The organism is Acrocarpospora sp. B8E8, assembly GCF_039871605.1.
GTDB classification, from domain to species: Bacteria; Actinomycetota; Actinomycetes; order Streptosporangiales; family Streptosporangiaceae; genus Acrocarpospora; species Acrocarpospora macrocephala.
In genome coordinates this window covers 118,548-136,956 of sequence record NZ_JBDPLV010000017.1, presented here as the reverse complement: position 1 = coordinate 136,956, position 18,409 = coordinate 118,548, and the positions used below count along the sequence as shown (strand labels likewise).

The following is an 18,409-nucleotide window of genomic DNA, read 5'->3' as shown; positions in this document are numbered from 1 at the left end:
AGGCCGCGGTCCCGTGGGGACCGCGGCTTCGTCATGTTCTAGATCGGGAAGTCGTCCGGGTCGACCCGGCTCGACGGCGCGTTGCCGCCGGTGACCTTGTTGAGGGTGAGCGTCCAGTCGCTCCAGCGGATCGTGCTGCCGCTGAACGTGGTCTTGAACCGCACCGCGTCGTCGAACCGCTCGAAGGCGCAAGTCCGGTTGAACCGCCGTTTCTTGCTGTCGTAGTCGACCCCGGTCGCGAAGAACACCCGGTAGTTGCCGTCCTTGATGTTCGGCACGGTGGCCCGGCTCTTCTTGCGCACGTAGACCGACACCGCCTTGCGCTTGCCGAGCATCATGGTGAGCACCGCGTCCTGCGCGCCGCCGTTCTTCACGATCAGCTTGCTCCGCCCGCCGCGTACGGCCGAGCGCAGCACCTTCCCGTTGGCCTGCCGCCGGTTCTCCTCCTTGGGCGGCTTGACGGAGACCTTGCCGCCCGGGTAGTCGCCGAGCGAGGCCAGGTCGACGCCCGCCTCCTTGAGCGCGGCGAAGTCGTCGGACTTGCCTAACCGGGCCAGCACCGCCGTGGCCGTGCACAGCGACAGCTCGTCCACACCGGTGCGCAGGTCGCCGAGGGTGGTCTCCATGCCGCGCAGCGCGGCCAGGTAGTCGGCGTGCTCGGTGGTGATGTCGGCGGGCGGCTGGACCGGTTCGAGCTGGGTCAGGGCGTCGCCGACCGCCGTCTCGGCCCGGGTCAGCCGGTCCCCCAGCGTCTTCGGGGTCTTGGCCTTGGCCAGGTCCTTGAGCGCGGTGTCCACCGGGCCGCCCGCCGAGTCCAGGGTGGTGCGGTAGGCGGCGGGGCTGAGGCCCGACGGCGAGGGTGACCCGGCGGCGGCGGGAGCCGAGGAACCGGGGTCGCCCGGCGAGGCCGGGGCCGCGGTGCACGCGCTGAGTGTGACCGCCGCCGCGGCGGCGGCGAGGAACCGGGGAGTGATCACCTGTCCAACTGTTTCCCGTCAAGTCCGGAAGTGTCAATTCGGCGAGTCGGATTGATCGACTCCAGGAACGGAAGATCGTGGCTGGCCACGATCAGCGCGCCCCGGTAGGCGGACAGCGCCTGGGCGAGTTGCCGCACGCTGGCCAGGTCGAGGTTGTTGGTGGGCTCGTCCATGAGCAGGAGCTGGGGTTCGGCGAGCAGCAGCGCGGCCAGGACGGCGCGGAAGCGTTCGCCGCCGGAGAGGGTGCCGACGGGCTGGCCGACGCGGGCGCCACGAAAGAGGAATCGCGCCAGACCGGCGCGGATGTTGTTTATCGACGTTTCCGGCGCGGCCGCGCAAACGTTCTCGAGCACGCTCAGGTCGTCGTCGAGGATGTCCAGGCGTTGCGGGAGATATCGCATCGGCACGAAGACGCCGTCGGGGGATCCCCCCTCGCGGGTGTGGGTCGCGATGCGCTCCAGCAGGGTCGTCTTTCCCGAGCCGTTCGGGCCGACCAGGGCGATTCGTTCGGGGCCTTTGACGATGAGGTGGCTCAGCTCCAGTCCCGAAGTCATGCTATCGACCGAAATTTCGGAAATATCGTGGTCTGTTGCGGTCAGGCCGTACAGCGGGAGAGAAAGGACAATGCGCCCGGTGGGGACGGTCGTCGCGGGGAGGGTGACGCGGATCTCGGCGTCGTCGCGGACGGCCTGCTCGGCCTCGGTGAGGCGTTCGCGGGCCTGCTCGACCTTCTCCTCGTGCAGGTTGCGGTGTTTGCCCGCCGACACCTCGGCCTGCCGCTTCCGGTTTCCCATGACGATCTTCGGCTCGTTCTTCTGCTCGTTCATCTTCTTGCCGTACCTGGCGCGCCGGTCGAGCTTGACCCGCGCCTCGGCCAGCTCCCGCCGCTGTCGCTTGAGGTCCCCCTCGGCCGTCCGCACCGCCCGCTCGGCGACGGTCCGCTCCGCGGCCAGGATCTCCTCCTGCGCGTCGAAATTCCCCCCGAACACCCGCGCGGACGGCAGCTCGACGATCTGGTCGACCAGCCCGAGCAGCGTCCGGTCGTGGCTGACGACCACGAGCGTGCGGTGCCACGCCAGGACCGCGTCGTAGAGGCGGTGGCGCGCCGCCAGGTCGAGGTTGTTGGTGGGCTCGTCCAGCAGCAGCACATCCGGCTCCAGCAGGAACCGCGCGGCCAGGCCGACCAGCACGGTCTCCCCGCCCGACAGCGCGGCGACCTGACGGTCGAGCCCCACGTCGCGCAGCCCGAGCCGGTCGAGCTCGGCGCGGGCCCGCTCCTCGACGTCCCACACGACGGCCGCGTAGTTGGCCTCCGAGACGTCTCCCCGCTCGATCGCGTGCAGCGCCTCGCGCGCCGCCGTGATGCCGAGCAGGTCGGACACCGTCCTGGCCACCCCGAGCGGCAGGTTCTGCGGCAGATACCCGATGACCCCGCCCGCGCGCACGCTCCCCCGGCCGGGCGTCAGCTCGCCCGCCATCACCCGCAAAAGCGTGGATTTCCCGGATCCGTTGACCCCGACCAGGCCGGTACGCCCCGGCCCGAACGCGAGCTCCACCCCGTCGAACACCGGAGTGCCATCCGCCCACGCGAAAGAAAGATCATGAATTGCCAACATAAGAGAAGCCGTCCCTGTGAGGTCGTGTTCATGGACACGCGAGGACGCCGGCGATCAAGACCTGGCGTCGACCTCAGAACCTCAATGGAAGCTCCCGGGAACGGGGATGGGACGCGAACAAAGTTACGCGGCCCCAGCCGCGCGCATCAAACGAATTACGACCCACCCCCACCGGCGTGGCCGCCCGCTCGTATGGGTAAGGTAAAGCTCGCCTAAATTAGGCAAGCCTCACCTTGTGGAAGTGATCGCGTGTTCGCCAGTTACCTCATCGGGCTCCGGGAAGGGCTGGAGGCGACCCTGGTCGTCTCCATCCTGGTGGCCTTCCTCGTCAAGAGCGACCGGCGAGACAGGCTGTCCCTGGTCTGGACGGGCGTCGCCGCCGCGGTCGCGCTGTCGGTCGCCTTCGGCGCGCTGCTCTCCTTCACCGCCGCCCACCTGGCCTTCGAGCAGCAGGAGCTGTTCGAGGCGGTCGCCTCGATCGCGGCGACCGTCTTCGTCACCTGGATGATCTTCTGGATGCGCGGCGCGGCCCGCAAGATCGCCTCCGATCTGCGCGCCAAGCTGGGCGAGGCGCTCCAGGTCGGCTCGGTCGCGGTCGCCGTGATGGCGTTCCTCGCGGTGGTCCGCGAGGGCCTGGAGACCTCGCTGCTGTTCTTCGCCTCGGCCCAGGGCGCCGCGACCACCGCCACCCCGCTCATCGGGATCAGCCTCGGCCTGCTCACCTCCATCCTCATCGGCTGGGGCCTGTACGCCAGCGCGATCCGCGTCAACCTCACCAAGTTCTTCACCTGGACCGGCCTGCTGCTCATCCTGGTCGCCGGGGGCATCCTCAAGTACGGCGTGCACGACCTCCAGGAGGCCGGGATCCTGCCGGGCCGCAGCACCCTCGCCTTCGACATCAGCGGCGTGCTCGACCCGAGTGCCTGGTATTCGGCCCTGCTCAGCGGCATGTTCAACATCACCGCCACGCCGAGCGTGCTGGAGGTGACCGCCTGGGTGGCCTACGTGCTGCCGGTGCTGTTCCTCTTCCTCCGCCCGGCCGCCCCGGCCAAGCTCGCCGAGTCCATTTCGTAACGGGAGTACATCCATGCGCAACGCCCTTCTCCTCGGCGCTCTCGCCCTGGCCACCCTCACCGCCTGCGGCGGCACGGAGCCGGCCGCCCCCGCCGCGGGCGGCTCGGCCCCGGCCGGGAACGGGAAGGTGGCGGTGGCCGCCAGCGACACCGCCTGCCAGGTCGGCGCGGCCGAGGTCGCGGCCGGCACCGCGACGTTCTCGATCACCAACGGCGGCAGCAAGGTCACCGAGTTCTACGTGTACGCCCCTGGCGACCGGGTCATGGGCGAGGTGGAGAACATCGTCCCCGGCCTCACCCGGGACCTGGTGATCGAGCTGCCGGCCGGGACGTACGAGACGGCCTGCAAGCCCGGCATGATCGGCAAGGGCATCCGCGGCCCGCTCAAGGTGACCGGCGAGCACAAGCCGCTCACCGACGACGCCCAGCTGGCCGAGGCCACCGCCAGCTACCAGCGTTACGTGCGGAGCCAGACCGACGCGCTGCTGGTCAAGACGCAGGAGTTCGTGGACGCGGTCAAGGCGGGCGACCAGGAGAAGGCCAAGGCGCTGTTCCCGGTGGCGCGGACCTACTGGGAGCGGATCGAGCCGGTGGCGGAGATCTTCGGCGACCTGGACCCGAAGATCGACGGCCGCGAGGAGGTCATCGAGGAGGGCATGGAGTTCACCGGCTACCACCGGCTGGAGAAGGACCTGTGGGTGACCAAGGACGTCAGCGGCTCGGGGGCGATCGCCGACCAGCTGATGAGCGACGTGAAGCTGATCGTGGAGAAGGCGAACGCGGAGAAGTTGTCGCCGCTGCAGCTGGGCAACGGGGCGAAGGAGCTGCTGGACGAGGTGGCCACCGGCAAGATCACCGGTGAGGAGGACCGCTACTCGCACACCGACCTGTGGGACTTCGCGGCCAACCTGGAGGGCTCGCAGGCCGCCGTGCAGGCGCTACGCCCGGTGCTGGAGGCGCGGGACGCGGCTCTGGTCAAGACCCTGGACGAGAAGTTCACCGCCGCCGAGACCGCCCTTGAGGCGCACCGCAAGGGCGACGGCTGGAAGCTCCACACCGAGCTGAGCAAGGATGAGCTGAAGGTCCTCTCGGACACGATCAACGCCCTGGCCGAGCCGGTCAGCAAGATCGCCGCCGTGGTGGCACAGTAAGACAGCACGACTACTAGGAGCGGATATGCCGGGCATCAGCCGCCGGAAACTGTTCGGCCTCAGCGCGGCCGGGGTGGCCGCCGCAGGGGCGGGCACGCTGGCGGTGCGGTCCCTGCCGGACGAGGCGACCCCCGCGCGCACCGGGTCGGCCTCCGACCCGGTGCCGTTCTACGGCGAGCACCAGGCCGGGATCGTCACCCCGGCCCAGGACCGCCTGCATTTCGTGGCCTTCGACGTCACCACGAAGGACCGCGCCGAACTCGTGGACCTGCTGCAGGAGTGGACGGCCGCGGCCGCCCGGATGACCCAAGGCCAGGACGCCGGGACGTTCGGCGCGGTCGGCGGCGTGCCCGAGGCCCCGCCGGACGACACCGGTGAGGCCCTGGGCCTGCCCGCCTCCGGGCTGACCCTGACGATCGGCTTCGGCCCGTCCCTGTTCGACGGCCGGTTCGGGCTGGCCGACCGCAAGCCGGCGGCCCTGGCCGAGCTGCCCAAGTTCCCCGGCGAGGCGCTGCTGCCGGAGATCTCCGGCGGCGACCTGTGCGTGCAGGCGTGCGCGCACGACCCGCAGGTGGCCGTGCACGCGATCCGCAACCTGGCCAGGATCGGCTTCGGCAAGGTGTCGGTGCGCTACTCCCAGCTGGGTTTCGGCCGCACCTCCTCGACCTCGCGGGCCCAGGCCACGCCGCGCAACCTGATGGGCTTCAAGGACGGCACCGCCAACCTGAAGCTGGAGGACACCGACATGCTCCGCGACCATCTGTGGGTCTCGGAGGAGGACGGCGCCGCCTGGATGACCGGCGGCAGCTACCTGGTCACCCGCAAGATCAGGATGCACATCGAGACCTGGGACCGCACCTCGCTCACCGAGCAGGAGGCGATCTTCGGCCGCACCAAGGGCGAGGGCGCCGCCCACGGCATGACGAAGGAGTTCGACGAGCCCGACTTCGCGAAGAAGGGTCCCGACGGCCAGCCCCTGATCGCCGACATCGCGCACGTCAAGCTCGCCCACCCGTCCAGCCACGGCGGGGCACGCCTGCTCCGCCGCGGCTACAACTTCGTGGACGGCTCCGACGGCCTGGGCCGCCTGGACGCCGGGCTGTTCTTCATCGCCTACCAGCGCGACCCGCACCGCCAGTTCGTCCCCGTGCAGCTGGCGCTGGCCCGGCAGGACGTGCTCAACGAGTACATCAAGCACGTCTCCAGCGGCTTGTTCGCGATCCCGCCTGGCGTGCGGGACGCCGGCGACTACTGGGGCCGGACCCTGTTCAGCTGACCCCCGCCGCGTCCAGCCGGGCCCGCTGCGCCACGGTCAGGTCCAGGTCGACCGCGCCCAGCGCCTCGTCCAGCTGGGCCACCGAGGAGCAGCCGACCAGCGGCAGCACCGGGATCTCCCCGCCCATCAGCCAGGCCAGCACCACCTGGTTGACGGTCGCCCCCGTCTCCGCCGCGATCTCGGCGAGCGCGGCCAGCCTCGGCTGCTTGCCCGGGCCGTCAAGCCCCGCGTCGAGCCGGTCCGCCCGGACGTAACCGCCCCTGAGCAACGGCCCGTACGCCACCAGCGTCAGCTCCGGGTTCTCCCGTACATAGCTGAGCAGATCCCCGCTGGTCGCGCCCAGGTCGCCGTCCACCGACAGCTGGGAGGGCCGGTCGGTACGGCGGCGCACGTAGCTGTGCTGGTACTGGAGCACCTCGTAGCCCGGCAGGCCCGCCGCCGCCGCGAGGCTGCGCGCCCGCTCGACCCGCCAGGTCCAGTGGTTGCTCACCCCGAGCAGGCCGACCGTGCCGTCGGCGACCAGCTCGGCGAAGCCCTCGACGGTCTCGCTGAGCGCCACCCGGGTGTCCTCGATGTGCGCGTACATCAGGTGCAGCCGGTCCATGCCGAGGCGTTCCCTGCTGCGCTCCGCCGACTCCCTGATCACCTTGGCCGACAGTCCCTCGGGATTGTCGGTGTAGCTGGTGCCGGGCGCGAGCGGGCGGGCGCCTGCCTTGGTGGCGATGACGATCTCGTCGCCGACGCCGCGGCTGCGCCGCCAGCGGCCGAGCACGCCCTCGCTCTCGCCGCCCTGGCCGCCGTTCGTCCAGAACGCGTAGTTGCCCGAGGTGTCGATGAAGGTGCCCCCGGCCTCGACATACCGGTCGAGGATGGCCATCGACGTGGGCTCGTCGGTGGCGGTGCCGAACAACATCGCGCCGAGGCTGAGCACGCTCACCTCGCGGCGGGTGTCCGGGTTCGTGCCGATCGTGCGGTATCTCATCCGGATTCCTCTCCCGCGCCCGTTCTAGATCGGGCGCTGGTAGGAAGTCTGGGATCTGGAGCGCGCTCCAAGTCAATCCGCGACGGCGTCAAACCGCTACAGCCGGGAACGGTAGACGGCCGTCGCCTTCTCGATCAGGTCGAGGTGGTCGCGGAGCTGGTCGGGCGAGTCGAGGCGGGCGTGCTCCCGGACGGTGCCCGCCAGCAGGGTGAGCCACTCCAGGCACCACCGCACGTCCTTGGCCCGGGCCACGTGGCGTCCGGCCACGTCCAGGTAGACCGGGCTGGTGTGGGCGTACACCTCGCGGTGGAGCGATCGGGGGTGGCGCCCGCCGGAAGCCGCGGCGACGACGTAGGTGGGTTCCAGGACGTCGAGGGTGGCCGACAGCTCACCGGCGGGGCCGACGGCGAGCAGGCCGCCCGCGGTGTGCAGTTCGAGGCGCTCCACCTCGGGGCCGATGGTGCGGGCGGTGACGGTGACCCGGTCGCCGGGCCGCAGGTGCAGGGTGTCGCCGACGTCGCAGGCGACGCCGGTGTTCTCGTCGGTCACCTGGAGTTCGAGCCAGGGGCCGGTGGTGGCGAAGGTCCGCCCGTGCCGTACGGCGTTCGCGAACGACTCGGCGGAGAGGGGGCCGCCGAGGCGCGCGTAGACGCGTTCCCAGCCGGGCGGGCTGGAGACGGTGTCCTGCCGGGTGAAGGAGAGCATCGTGTCGGTGCCCGCCAGGGCGGCCAGGCGGTTGCCCGCCCCGATCAGGCGGCGGTAGACGCTCACCGTGCCGGAGATCTCGGAGAAGTGCAGCAGCTCCATGCCGTCCACCAGGCCGAGCGCGGCGTCCACGACCAGGGCGCGGGCGTCGCAGTTGCGCTCGCCGGAGCCGGTGATCTCGCGGGCCTCCAGGATCGGGCCGTGGAAGGGGTGCGCGTAGCCGAGCACGGCCCGCAGTTCCTTCAGCTCGCCGCAGGCCGCGCCGTTGGGCGGCCAGTCGGCCTGGCCGAGGAAGCCGGTGTGGTAGATCGACGGGGGCGCGGTCAGGCCGAACGCGTGCACGTGGCCGAGCAGGTCGTTGCGGTATTCGACGCCCATCCTGGCCACGTGCGAGGCGTCCGACCAGGGCAGGTCGCGGCCCGCCCAGTGCTGCAGCGCCTCGCGGTCGTAGACGCGCTCGCCGGAGACGTTCCCGGCGACCAGGTTGAGCACGTGCAGGTCCTCGCCGTGCTGCATGGCGGCGGCCGCGGCGGGGGTGGCCACGATGTCCCCCGCCCAGTTGAGGTGCACGTGCAGGTCCGCGCCGTACCAGCCGCGGGCGGCGGCGTCGTAGAGGCGCTCGGGGGCCAGCTCGACCAGGGTCTCCCGCCAGGGGGCGGGGTGCACGGCGGCCTCGGCGGTGCCGTACTCCATGCCGCGACAGGACCGCACGGTGAGGGGTTCGGCGGGGACGTCCAGCACCAGGTCGTCGCCGTGGAAGAACGGCACGCCGTGGTAGTCGCGGCGGCGGTCGGCGCCCGCCGGATACCACCCCTGGCCGTCGGTGGTGGTGACGCTCCACCGGCACGGGAAGCCCGCCCGCAGCCGCAGCCGGGCGGGCACGGCGGCCCTGGTCAGCACGGACAGGTCCACCTCCTCCCCGGACACGGTGAGGGCGCTGCCGGTGGTGATCTCGATCAGCCGGGCCCCACCGGCCAGGACGAGATGGGTCTGCCCGTCCACGCGGACGGGGGTCGCCGTGTCGCGGGCGGAGTCGATCAGCAGCACGCACGGCAGCGGGTGCTCGGAGAGCACGGCCAGCGGGCGGGCCTCCAGGCGGAGCCCGGCGGGGAGCAGCCGCAGGACGGTCAGGCCGTCCGGCGTGGGATGGCCGTCCAGCGCGTCCCGGAACGCCCGATCCAGGTCCGGCTCTTTGGACATCTGGTACGCCTCATCCGGGAACCGGAGGAAACTCATCATTCGCACGTAACCCAGCGGTGGTTCCCCCCAGGTGATGCCATGTTCGGCCAGCAGCGTGCGGTACTCCGCCAGCGCTCTGGCCACGACCGGCGGCAGCATCGGATCGCGGTACATGTTCGCCTCCCCGTAGTCGAAACCCCAAGCATCGTCACATCAGGCCAGGACCGAAAAAATGCAATCGTGCGTTCTGGAGGGGTTCTCTGCGCCCGGGTGGGATAACAGGCAGCCCCGGGGGGAGTCGACCCCCCAATTACCCCAAAATGAACACGCGCTGAATTCTGTCTTTCGGGCACACCGGGCAAAGCGGGCGGTCACATAATTCAGAGTGAGATGAGTAGTAGACGCTGGATTGGCGCCGTGCTGGCGCTCCTGCTCTGCGGCGGGGTCGCCGCGGCCCTGGTGCTGGGGAACCGGGAGGGCTCGGAGCTCACCGTGGTGCGCGGGGTGATCGGTTCGGAGAAGAAGCCGTTCTTCGACGATCCGGAGGTCAAGGCCGCCTTCGCCCGGCACGGGCTGCGGGTCGACGTGGACACGGCCGGGTCGCGGGAGATCGCGGGTTCGGTGGATCTGAGCGGGTACGCGTTCGCGTTCCCGTCGAGCGTGCCGGCCGCCGAGAAGATCAAGAAGGATCGCGGGGCGAGCGTGACGTTCTCCCCGTTCCACTCGCCGATGAGCGTGGCGACCTTCGAACCGATCGTGGACGCCCTGACGCGGGCGGGCGTGGTCACCGGCGAAACCCTCGATATCCGGAAATATCTGGATTTGGTGGCGAAGGGGACTCGGTGGGATTCCTTGCCCGGTACGTCGTATAAGGCGCGTAAGCGGGTCCTGCTGACGACCACGGATATCCGTACCTCAAACTCGGCCGCTATGTACCTGGCGATAACCAGCTATGTCGCCAACGGCGACGATGTCGTGACATCGGCGGAACAGTCGGGGAAGGTGGCCGAGGCGGTGGCGCCACTCTTCCTCGACCAGGGCTATTCCGAGTCGACCACCGAGGCGCCCTTCGAGGACTATCTCGCCATGGGCATGGGCAAGACGCCCATGGTCGTGATCTACGAGGCCCAGTACGCGGCGCACCTGTTCGCCGCCGACGGCGCGATCCGCCCGGAGATGCGCCTGCTGTACCCCTCGCCGACCGTGCTCAGCAAGCACACCCTGGTCCCCTTCGACGAGCCGGCCACCCGGGTCGGCCGCCTGCTCACCGAGGACCCCGAGTTCGCCGCCCTCGCCGCCCGGTACGGCTTCCGCACCGCGAACCCCCAGGTCTTCGCCAACCTCGCCAAGAACACCCCGCTCACCACGAACCTCGTCAACGTGGTCGAGCCTCCGACATATGACCACTTGGAGCAGCTCATCTCGTTGATCGAGGAGCGCTACCTCAAGCCGTAGAAGCCACAGAAGCCCGTGAGGATCCCTGTTGGACCTAGTACTCACCCCGCCCGACCCGGTTCCGCCGGTGCCCGCCGAGAAGGCAGCCTCGATGTTGCCGATCCCGGCCGACCGCGCCGCCGAGCTCGCCGAGCGGGCCCGCGGATTCGCCGCGGAGCTGGCCGCGATGGACCCGCGCGCGCCGGAGTTCACCCGCAAGGTCGCGGGCATCACCGCCATGGGCGACACCGAGATCCGCTCGTCCGCCCAGGTGGCCAACCGCATGCTGAAACGCCCGGTGGCGAGCGCGTCAGGCCCGGTCCCCGGCCAGCTGGTCGCCCTGCGCCGCACGATCGTCGACCTGGACCCCCGCCAGGCCACCGGCGCCCGCAAGTTCCTCGGCCTCATCCCCGCCGGTCTGCGCGACTATTTCGCGAAATTTCACAGCGCGCAGAAGCACCTGGACGACATCGTCCGCGCCCTCAAATCCGGCCAGGACGAGCTGCTGAAGGACAACGCCGCGATCGAGGGCGAGCGCCGCGTGCTCTGGGAGTCGATGCTGAAGCTCCAGGAGTACGCGACGCTGGCCGCCGCCCTGGACGCCGAGCTGGAGAACCACCTGCTCACCGCCGACGAGGAGCACGCCGTCGCGCTCCGCTCCGACGCCCTGTTCGGCGTGCGCCAGAAGCACCAGGACCTGCTCACCCAGCTCGCCGTCTCGGCGCAGGGCTACCTCGCCCTCGACCTGGTGCGCAAGAACAACCTGGAACTCATCAAGGGCGTGGACCGCGCCACGACCACCACGATCGCGGCCCTGCGCACCGCCGTCACGGTGGCCCAGGCGCTGGCCGGGCAGAAGCTGGTCCTGGACCAGATCAGCGCCCTCAACCAGACCACCTCCGACCTGATCGTGGCGACCAGCGAGCTGCTGCGCACGCAGGCCGCCGAGATCCAGACCCAGAGCGCCTCGACCACGGTCAACCTGGACTCGCTGCGCCGCGCGTTCGACAACATCTACGCCACCATCGACATGATCGACACCTTCCGCGCGCAGGCCACCGAGAACATGGCGACCACCGTGTCGAGCCTCACCGTGGAGCTGGAGCACGCGCAGACGTACCTGGCCAGGAGCGCCGAATGACCCGTCTGGCCCGCGTGATCTGCGTGGTTTTCGCCGCCTTCGCGCTGCTGGCGAGCGCGGCCTGCTCCGGCGCGGAGGACACCTTCCGCATCCTCGCCGGAAGCGAGGTCAAAGACCTGGAGCCGCTGCTCAAGGAGTCCGGGCTGAACGTGGAGCTCACCTACACCGGCACCCTGGACGGCGCCGAGCAGGTGGCGAGCGGCGGCGCGGACGGCCGCTACGACGCGATCTGGTTCTCCTCCAACCGCTACCTGTCGCTGATCGACGGCGCGCGGGAACGGCTGTCCACCCAGACCAAGGTCATGGTCTCCCCGGTCGTGCTCGGCCTGAAGCCGGCCAAGGCCAAGGAACTGGGCTGGGACACCACTCCCCCGTCGTGGTCGGACATCGCGGCCGCGGCGACGCAGGGCCGGTTCACCTTCGGCATGACCAACCCGGCCTCCTCCAACTCCGGCTTCTCCGCGCTCGTGGGCGTGGCGGCGGCGCTGTCGGACGCCGACGAGGCGCTCAGCGCGGAGCAGATCGACGCGGTCACCCCGAAGCTGAAGGGGTTCTTCTCGGCCCAGCGGCTGACCTCGGGCTCCTCCGGCTGGCTGGCCGACGCGTACGCCCGCAGCCCCGGCGTGGACGGCCTGATCAACTACGAGTCCGTGCTGCGGGGCATGAACCTCACCCTGATCTACCCGAGCGACGGCGTGGTCTCCGCCGACTACCCGCTGACCCTGCTGACGGCCTCCCCCAACAAGGCCGCCTACGACGAGCTCGCCGCCTGGCTGCGCACCCCGGACACCCAGCGGAAGATCATGACCACCACGTTCCGGCGGCCGATCGTGCCCGGCATCGGCACCGCGCAGCCCGTCCTGGAGCTGCCGTTCCCGAACCGGCGCTCGGCGGCCGACGAGCTGATCGCCGCGTACCTGAACGAGGTGCGGGTGCCCGCGCGGGCCAGGTTCGTGCTGGACACCTCGGGCTCCATGGAGGGCGACCGGATCGCCGCGCTGCGCCAGGCCCTGGTCACCCTGACCGGCGCGGACACCTCGGCCTCCGGCACGTTCTCCCGGTTCCGCAACCGCGAGGCGGTCACCATGATCCCCTTCAACGACGCGCCGCTGCCGGCCCGATCGTTCACGCTGCCGGAACGGGACCCGGAGGCGGCGCTGGGCGAGATCCGCTCGTTCGCCGAGGGCCTCCAGGCCGCGGGCGGCACGGCCATCTTCGACGCGCTCCGCACCGCCTACCAGGAGCCGGTGGAGCCGGGCCACTACACCTCGATCGTGCTGATGACCGACGGCGAGAACACCGACGGCTCCGGCGCCGGGGACTTCGACGCCTTCTTCCGCGGGCTCCCGGAAGAGCAGCGCAGGGTTCCCACCTTCGTCGTCCTGTTCGGGGACAGCGACGTGGACGAGATGACCCGGATCGCCGAGCTCACCGGCGGCGCGGTGTTCGACGCGCGCACCGGCTCGCTGGCCGCCGCCTTCAAGGAAATCCGTGGCTACCAGTAACCGGGTGCTGACCTACCTGGGCTCCACGAAGAACATCGTCGGCTCGATCCTCGCCCTGATCGGCGTCGGCCTGGTCTTCGCGGGCGTCGCGGGCGCGTTCTGGCCGGTGGTCGTCGCCGGTCTGTACGGCGTCGGCGCCCTGCTCGCCCCGCCCGACCGCACCCGCGTGGTGCTCTCCCACGCCGAGGTCGAGACCGCCGAGCTCCGCGCGGACCTCGACACCCTGCTCGCCGGGCTTCCCGGGCGGTTTCCGGACGACGTGCTGCGGCAGGCGTACGAGCTGGGCGGGCTGCTCAAGGAGGTGCTGGACCGCGCGGAGGTGCTCACCACCGCGCCCGACCAGCTGCACGTCGTGTCGCAGACCATCCGCGACTACCTGCCCACCAGCCTCAACGCCTACGCCAACCTGCCGGTGTCCCGCCGCCCGGCCGCCCACGCCGAGCTCCTGGGGCAGCTGGAGCTGCTCCGGGCCGGTCTCGGCAGGGTGGCCGACGCCGTCTACCAGGGCGACGAGCAGGCCCTGAAAGCCCAGAGCCGCTTCCTTCAGGACCGGTTCGGCGGTTCCGAACTCGACCTGTAGAGCAGGTCGGCCGCCTGGACGGGGGTGAGCGTGCCGTCCAGGACCTGGGCCTCCACCAGCGGGGCGAGCGCGTCGGTACGCTCCCGGAGATCGGCGAGCACCCGGTCCCGCACCATCGCCCAGGTCCAGTCGACGGCCTGGCGCTGGCGTCTGGCGACCAGGTCGGTCCGCTCCTGATGGCGGAGCACCTGCGCCCACAGCTCCTCGAGGCCCGCGCCGGTGAGGCCGCTGCAGGTGAGCACCGGCGTCTCGGACCGGATGAGCCGCAGCGCGCCACTGAGCTCGCGGGCGGCCCGCTTGGCGGACATCTCGTGGTCCCCGTCGGCCTTGTTGACCGCGATCACGTCGGCCAGCTCCAGCACGCCCTTCTTGATGCCCTGCAGCTGGTCGCCGGTGCGGGCCAGGGTGAGCAGCAGGAAGGTGTCCACCATCTCGGCCACGGCGGTCTCCGACTGGCCGACGCCGACGGTCTCCACCAGGACGGTGTCGTACCCGGCGGCCTCGACCACGACCATCGCCTCCCGGGTGGCCTTGGCCACGCCGCCGAGGGTGCCGGCCGTCGGGGACGGGCGGATGAACGCCTTCGGGTCCACGGCCAGGCGCGCCATCCTGGTCTTGTCGCCGAGGATGCTGCCGCCTGACCGGGTGGAGGACGGGTCCACCGCGAGCACCGCGACCTGGGCGTCCAGGCCGGTCAGGTGCGTGCCCAGCGCCTCGATGAAGGTGGACTTGCCGACCCCGGGCACGCCGCTGATCCCCACCCGGCGCGCCTTGCCCGCGTGCGGCGCCAGCTCGGCGAGCAGCTCCTGGGCGAGCTCCCGGTGGTCGGCCCGGGTGGACTCGACCAGGGTGATCGCGCGCGCGATGCCCCGGCGCGAGCCCGACAGCACGCCGTCCGCGTAGGCCCGCACGCTCATCGGCGCAGCTGTCGCAGCAGGTCCAGGGCCGCCTCGGCGATCACCGTGCCGGGCGGGAAGATCGCCGCGGCCCCGGCGGCGCGCAGCGCCTCGAAGTCGCCGGGCGGGATCACGCCGCCGACCGCGACCATGATGTCGCCCGCGCCGAGCTCGTCGAGGGCCTTCTTCAGCGCGGGCACCAGGGTCAGATGGCCGGCCGCGAGCGAGGAGACGCCGACGATGTGCACGTCGGCCTCGACCGCCTGCCGGGCGACCTCCTCCGGCGTCTGGAACAGCGGGCCGACGTCCACGTCGAAGCCGAGGTCGGCGAAGCCGGTGGCGATCACCTTCTGGCCGCGGTCGTGGCCGTCCTGGCCCATCTTGGCGACCAGGATGCGCGGGCGGCGGCCCTGCTCGCGGGCGAACTCCTCGCACGCGGCGCGCACCTCGTCCATGCCGGATCCCACTTCCTCCCGATACACCCCGGTGATGGTGTGGATCCGCGCTTCGTGCCGCCCGAACACCTTCTCCAGCGCGTCGGAGATCTCCCCCACGGTGGCTTTCGCCCTGGCCGCGTCCACGGCCAGCTCGAGCAGGTTCTCGGTGCCGGCGGCGGCCTTGCCGAGCGCGTCGAGGGCGGCGGCGACCTCGGCGGGCGAGCGTTCCTCGCGCAGCCGGCGCAGCTTGGCCAGCTGCTGGTCGCGCACCGAGGTGTTGTCCACCTTGAGCACCTCGATCGGCTCGTCCGCCTCCGGCCGGTAGCGGTTGACGCCGATGACCGGCTGGCGGCCGGAGTCGATCCTGGCCTGGGTGCGCGCCGCCGCCTCCTCGATGCGCAGCTTGGGCAGGCCCTTGTCGATGGCGCGGGCCATGCCGCCGAACTCCTCCACCTCCTGGATGTGCGCCCAGGCGCGTTCCGCCAGTTCGGCGGTGAGGCGCTCGACGTAGTAGGAGCCGCCCCACGGGTCGATGACCCGGGTCGTGCCGGACTCCTGCTGGAGCAGCAGCTGGGTGTTGCGGGCGATTCTGGCGGAGAAGTCGGTGGGCAGGGCGAGCGCCTCGTCCAGCGCGTTGGTGTGCAGCGACTGGGTGTGGCCCTGGGTGGCGGCCATCGCCTGCGCGGTGGTGCGTACCACGTTGTTGAAGACGTCCTGGGCGGTGAGCGACCAGCCGGAGGTCTGCGAGTGGGTGCGCAGCGAGAGTGACTTGGGGTTCTTGGCGCCGAAGCCGCGCACCAGCTCGGCCCAGAGCAGGCGGGCGGCGCGCAGCTTGGCGACCTCCATGAAGAAGTTCATGCCGATGCACCAGAAGAACGACAGGCGCGGCGCGAACGTGTCCACGTCCATGCCCGCCGCGACCCCCGCGCGCAGGTATTCGACCCCGTCCGCCAGGGTGTAGGCGAGCTCCAGGTCGCAGGTGGCCCCGGCCTCCTGGATGTGGTAGCCGGAGATGGAGATCGAGTTGAACTTGGGCATGCGGGCGGAGGTGTAGGCGAAGATGTCGGAGATGATCCGCATCGACGGGCCCGGCGGGTAGATGTAGGTGTTGCGGACCATGAACTCCTTGAGGATGTCGTTCTGGATGGTCCCCTGCAGCTGCTCCGGCGCGACGCCCTGCTCCTCGGCGGCCACGATGTAGAGCGCCAGGATGGGCAGCACCGCGCCGTTCATGGTCATCGAGACCGACATCCTGTCCAGCGGGATGCCGTCGAAGAGCTGGCGCATGTCGTAGATGGAGTCGATGGCCACGCCCGCCATGCCGACGTCGCCCGCCACCCGCGGATGGTCGGAGTCGTAGCCGCGGTGGGTGGCCAGGTCGAACGCGACCGACAGGCCCTTCTGCCCGGCGGCCAGGTTTCGGCGGTAGAAGGCGTTGGACTCCTCGGCGGTGGAGAATCCGGCGTACTGGCGGATCGTCCACGGCTGGTTGACGTACATGGTCGGGTACGGCCCGCGCAGGTACGGCGCGATCCCCGGATAGGTCGGCAGGTAGCCCGGGAGGTCGGCGGCGTCGTAGCGGGCCTTCACGGCGATGCCCTCGGGGGTGTCCCAGGGTTCCGCGTCCGGGACGGGGAGGTGGTCCTTCCCGATGCCGAGCCCGATGCCGGAGAAATCAGGAATGCTCATCGGGCGTCTCCCCCTTCACGTCGATGCCCAGGTCGGCGAATGTCTTTCCGAGCACGTCCAGGGCGTCGCCGCCGGCGCGGATCGTGCCGTCCACTCCGGCGTACTCGCCCTTGCCCGCCAGCCAGATCCGCCTCGCCCCGGCGGCGCGGAGCGCGGCGGCCACGGCTTCCGCGTGCTCGCCGTACAGGCGGTCGCTGGAGCAGATGCAGGCGACGGGCGTGCCGGCGTCGCGGAAGGCCTCGGCCATCGCGGCCGGGTCGACGCCGGGGCCGCTGGTGACGGTGGCGACGCCCCCGGCGGCGAACAGGTTGGCCGCGAACGAGGCCCGCGCGGTGTGCACGGCGACCGGGCCGATCGTGGCCAGGAACACCAGCGGCCGTCGCGGCTGGGCGTCGGCCTGGTCGCGGAGGGCCTCGAACTCGGCCGCGTAGCGGACCCGCCCCGGGGAGGCGGGCAGCCCGGGACCCGGCTCGCGCACGACGGCGCGTTCGGTCAGGTTGGGGAACTCGCTGACGCCGGTGATCGGGCTCTTCCTGCGGGCGAGGTCCCGGGCCCTGGCCTCGCGGGTGCCGGCCAGCCGCTCCGGGATCAGCGTCTCGGAAGCCGCCCCGAGCCCGCCCGCGTGCTCGATCTCCTGGAACCAGGACCAGGCGCGTTCGGCGAGGGCGGCGGTGAGGTTCTCCACATACCAGGAGCCGCCCGCCGGGTCGCTCACCCGCGCCACCCCGGCCTCCTCGACCAGCAGGGACTGGGTGTTGCGGGCGATCCTGCGGGCGAAACCGTCCGGCAGGCCGAGCACCGCGTCGAACGGCTGCACGGTCACCGCGTCCGCGCCGCCGACGCCCGCGCCGAAGCAGGCCAGCGTGGTGCGCAGCATGTTCACCCACGGATCGCGGGCGGTCATCATGGCCGAGGAGGTCACCGCGTGCTGCCGCTGCACGGCCCCCGGCACCCCGCAGACCTCGGCGACCCTGGCCCACAGGCGGCGGGCCGCCCGGAACTTGGCGATGGTGAGGAACTGGTCGGCGGTCGCCGCGTACCGGAACTCCAGCTGGCCGAAGGCCTGCTCGGCGGAGATCCCGGCGTCGGTGAGCGCGCGCAGGCCCGCCACCCCGGCCGCGATCGAGCAGCCCAGCTCCATCGCGTCCCCGGCGCCCGCGTCGTGGTACGGCAACGCGTCCACGGTCACCGCCAGCACGGCGGGCTGCTCGGCGACGCAGCGCCGGACCAGCTCGGCCAGGCCGGGGTCGAGCGGACCGGCGCCGAGGTTGCCCCCGGCCAGCGCGGTCCCGGCGGCGAGCTCCAGGAAGATCGCGGCCGCCTGCTCGGTGCGCGGCCCTGCGTCCAGGATCACCGGGGCGAGATCCAGATACACCCCGTCCAGCACGGCCGGCAGCGCGGCGGGGTCGAGGGAGGTCAGGTCCAGCCAGATCGAGGTGACCCCGTTCTCCAGGTCGGCCTGGATCGCCTCCCTGGTCACCGCCGGGTCCGGGTGCGCGTGCCGCTGCCGCACGTCCCAGCCGGTCCCCGGCCGCAGCACCCGGGGGGCGGCGGGCAGCCGGTCGTAGAGGGGCGCGATCTCGATCCCGTCATACGTCCTGGAGGACAGCGCGTCCTCCGGATCGCCGCCTTCGAAGCCCGATTTGCGCAGCACGCCGAGGGCGAGCTCGCGCCACCGCTCCCGCGATCCGGGCGGGAACTCGGCGGCGAGGTCAACAGGTGACACCGTCATGCACGGATGCTAAGCCGAGCGCGCCCCCGATGACGC

At 71.3% G+C, this 18,409-nt stretch carries 14 protein-coding genes; 7 read left to right on the top strand and 7 right to left on the bottom strand.

Annotated features, from left to right (window positions below):
- Positions 1 to 38: 38 nt before the first annotated feature.
- Both ABGB08_RS19000 and ABGB08_RS18995 read right to left on the bottom strand, forming a co-directional pair.
- Complete coding sequence (locus ABGB08_RS19000) at positions 39 to 977, bottom strand: hypothetical protein (RefSeq protein WP_347592017.1); 939 nt, start codon at positions 975 to 977, stop codon at positions 39 to 41.
- A complete protein-coding gene (locus tag ABGB08_RS18995; RefSeq protein ID WP_347592015.1) occupies positions 974 to 2,593 on the bottom strand; it encodes an ATP-binding cassette domain-containing protein in 1,620 nt (539 codons plus the stop codon). The genes ABGB08_RS19000 and ABGB08_RS18995 overlap by 4 nt, the downstream gene beginning before the upstream one ends.
- A 249-nt stretch (positions 2,594 to 2,842) precedes the next feature.
- Here ABGB08_RS18995 and efeU point away from each other — a divergent pair, with 249 nt between their 5' ends.
- The 3 genes from efeU to efeB are packed head-to-tail and all read left to right on the top strand — an operon-like array spanning position 2,843 to position 6,093.
- The gene (efeU, locus tag ABGB08_RS18990; RefSeq protein WP_347592013.1) at positions 2,843 to 3,667 is read left to right on the top strand and encodes an iron uptake transporter permease EfeU; all 825 of its coding nucleotides are present in this window, start codon (positions 2,843 to 2,845) and stop codon (positions 3,665 to 3,667) included.
- Positions 3,668 to 3,680: 13 nt separating this feature from the next.
- Complete coding sequence (efeO, locus tag ABGB08_RS18985) at positions 3,681 to 4,817, top strand: iron uptake system protein EfeO (protein WP_347592011.1); 1,137 nt, start codon at positions 3,681 to 3,683, stop codon at positions 4,815 to 4,817.
- Between the two features lie 25 nt (positions 4,818 to 4,842).
- On the top strand, positions 4,843 to 6,093 hold the full coding sequence (gene efeB / locus ABGB08_RS18980) for an iron uptake transporter deferrochelatase/peroxidase subunit (protein ID WP_347592009.1): 1,251 nt from the start codon (positions 4,843 to 4,845) through the stop codon (positions 6,091 to 6,093).
- On the opposite strand, the gene ABGB08_RS18975 is transcribed toward efeB, so the two are convergent.
- Both ABGB08_RS18975 and ABGB08_RS18970 read right to left on the bottom strand, forming a co-directional pair.
- Positions 6,086 to 7,075: an aldo/keto reductase gene (locus tag ABGB08_RS18975; RefSeq protein WP_347592007.1), complete on the bottom strand. Its 990-nt coding sequence runs from the start codon at positions 7,073 to 7,075 to the stop codon at positions 6,086 to 6,088. The genes efeB and ABGB08_RS18975 overlap by 8 nt on opposite strands.
- Before the next feature lie 96 nt (positions 7,076 to 7,171).
- Positions 7,172 to 9,133: a CehA/McbA family metallohydrolase gene (locus ABGB08_RS18970; RefSeq protein ID WP_347592005.1), complete on the bottom strand. Its 1,962-nt coding sequence runs from the start codon at positions 9,131 to 9,133 to the stop codon at positions 7,172 to 7,174.
- Positions 9,134 to 9,349: 216 nt separating this feature from the next.
- Between ABGB08_RS18970 and ABGB08_RS18965 the strand changes: the two genes are divergently transcribed.
- Genes ABGB08_RS18965 through ABGB08_RS18950 form a run of 4 tightly spaced genes read left to right on the top strand, consistent with a single transcriptional unit; the run spans position 9,350 to position 13,619 of the window.
- Complete coding sequence (locus ABGB08_RS18965; protein WP_347592003.1) at positions 9,350 to 10,414, top strand: hypothetical protein; 1,065 nt, start codon at positions 9,350 to 9,352, stop codon at positions 10,412 to 10,414.
- A gap of 28 nt (positions 10,415 to 10,442) precedes the next feature.
- Positions 10,443 to 11,534: a toxic anion resistance protein gene (locus tag ABGB08_RS18960; protein ID WP_246268243.1), complete on the top strand. Its 1,092-nt coding sequence runs from the start codon at positions 10,443 to 10,445 to the stop codon at positions 11,532 to 11,534.
- On the top strand, positions 11,531 to 13,039 hold the full coding sequence (locus ABGB08_RS18955) for an extracellular solute-binding protein (RefSeq protein ID WP_347592001.1): 1,509 nt from the start codon (positions 11,531 to 11,533) through the stop codon (positions 13,037 to 13,039). The genes ABGB08_RS18960 and ABGB08_RS18955 overlap by 4 nt, the downstream gene beginning before the upstream one ends.
- A complete protein-coding gene (locus ABGB08_RS18950; protein ID WP_347591999.1) occupies positions 13,026 to 13,619 on the top strand; it encodes a hypothetical protein in 594 nt (197 codons plus the stop codon). Before ABGB08_RS18955 ends, ABGB08_RS18950 begins: the two co-directional genes overlap by 14 nt.
- Here ABGB08_RS18950 and meaB read toward each other — a convergent pair.
- The 3 genes from meaB to ABGB08_RS18935 are packed head-to-tail and all read right to left on the bottom strand — an operon-like array spanning position 13,583 to position 18,373.
- Positions 13,583 to 14,536, bottom strand: coding sequence for a methylmalonyl Co-A mutase-associated GTPase MeaB (gene meaB, locus ABGB08_RS18945; RefSeq protein ID WP_347591997.1), 954 nt, complete (start codon positions 14,534 to 14,536; stop codon positions 13,583 to 13,585). The genes ABGB08_RS18950 and meaB overlap by 37 nt on opposite strands.
- Positions 14,533 to 16,641, bottom strand: coding sequence for a methylmalonyl-CoA mutase (gene scpA / locus ABGB08_RS18940; protein WP_347591995.1), 2,109 nt, complete (start codon positions 16,639 to 16,641; stop codon positions 14,533 to 14,535). The genes meaB and scpA overlap by 4 nt, the downstream gene beginning before the upstream one ends.
- Positions 16,628 to 18,373: a methylmalonyl-CoA mutase family protein gene (locus ABGB08_RS18935; RefSeq protein WP_347591993.1), complete on the bottom strand. Its 1,746-nt coding sequence runs from the start codon at positions 18,371 to 18,373 to the stop codon at positions 16,628 to 16,630. Before ABGB08_RS18935 ends, scpA begins: the two co-directional genes overlap by 14 nt.
- Between the last annotated feature and the right edge of the window lie 36 nt (positions 18,374 to 18,409).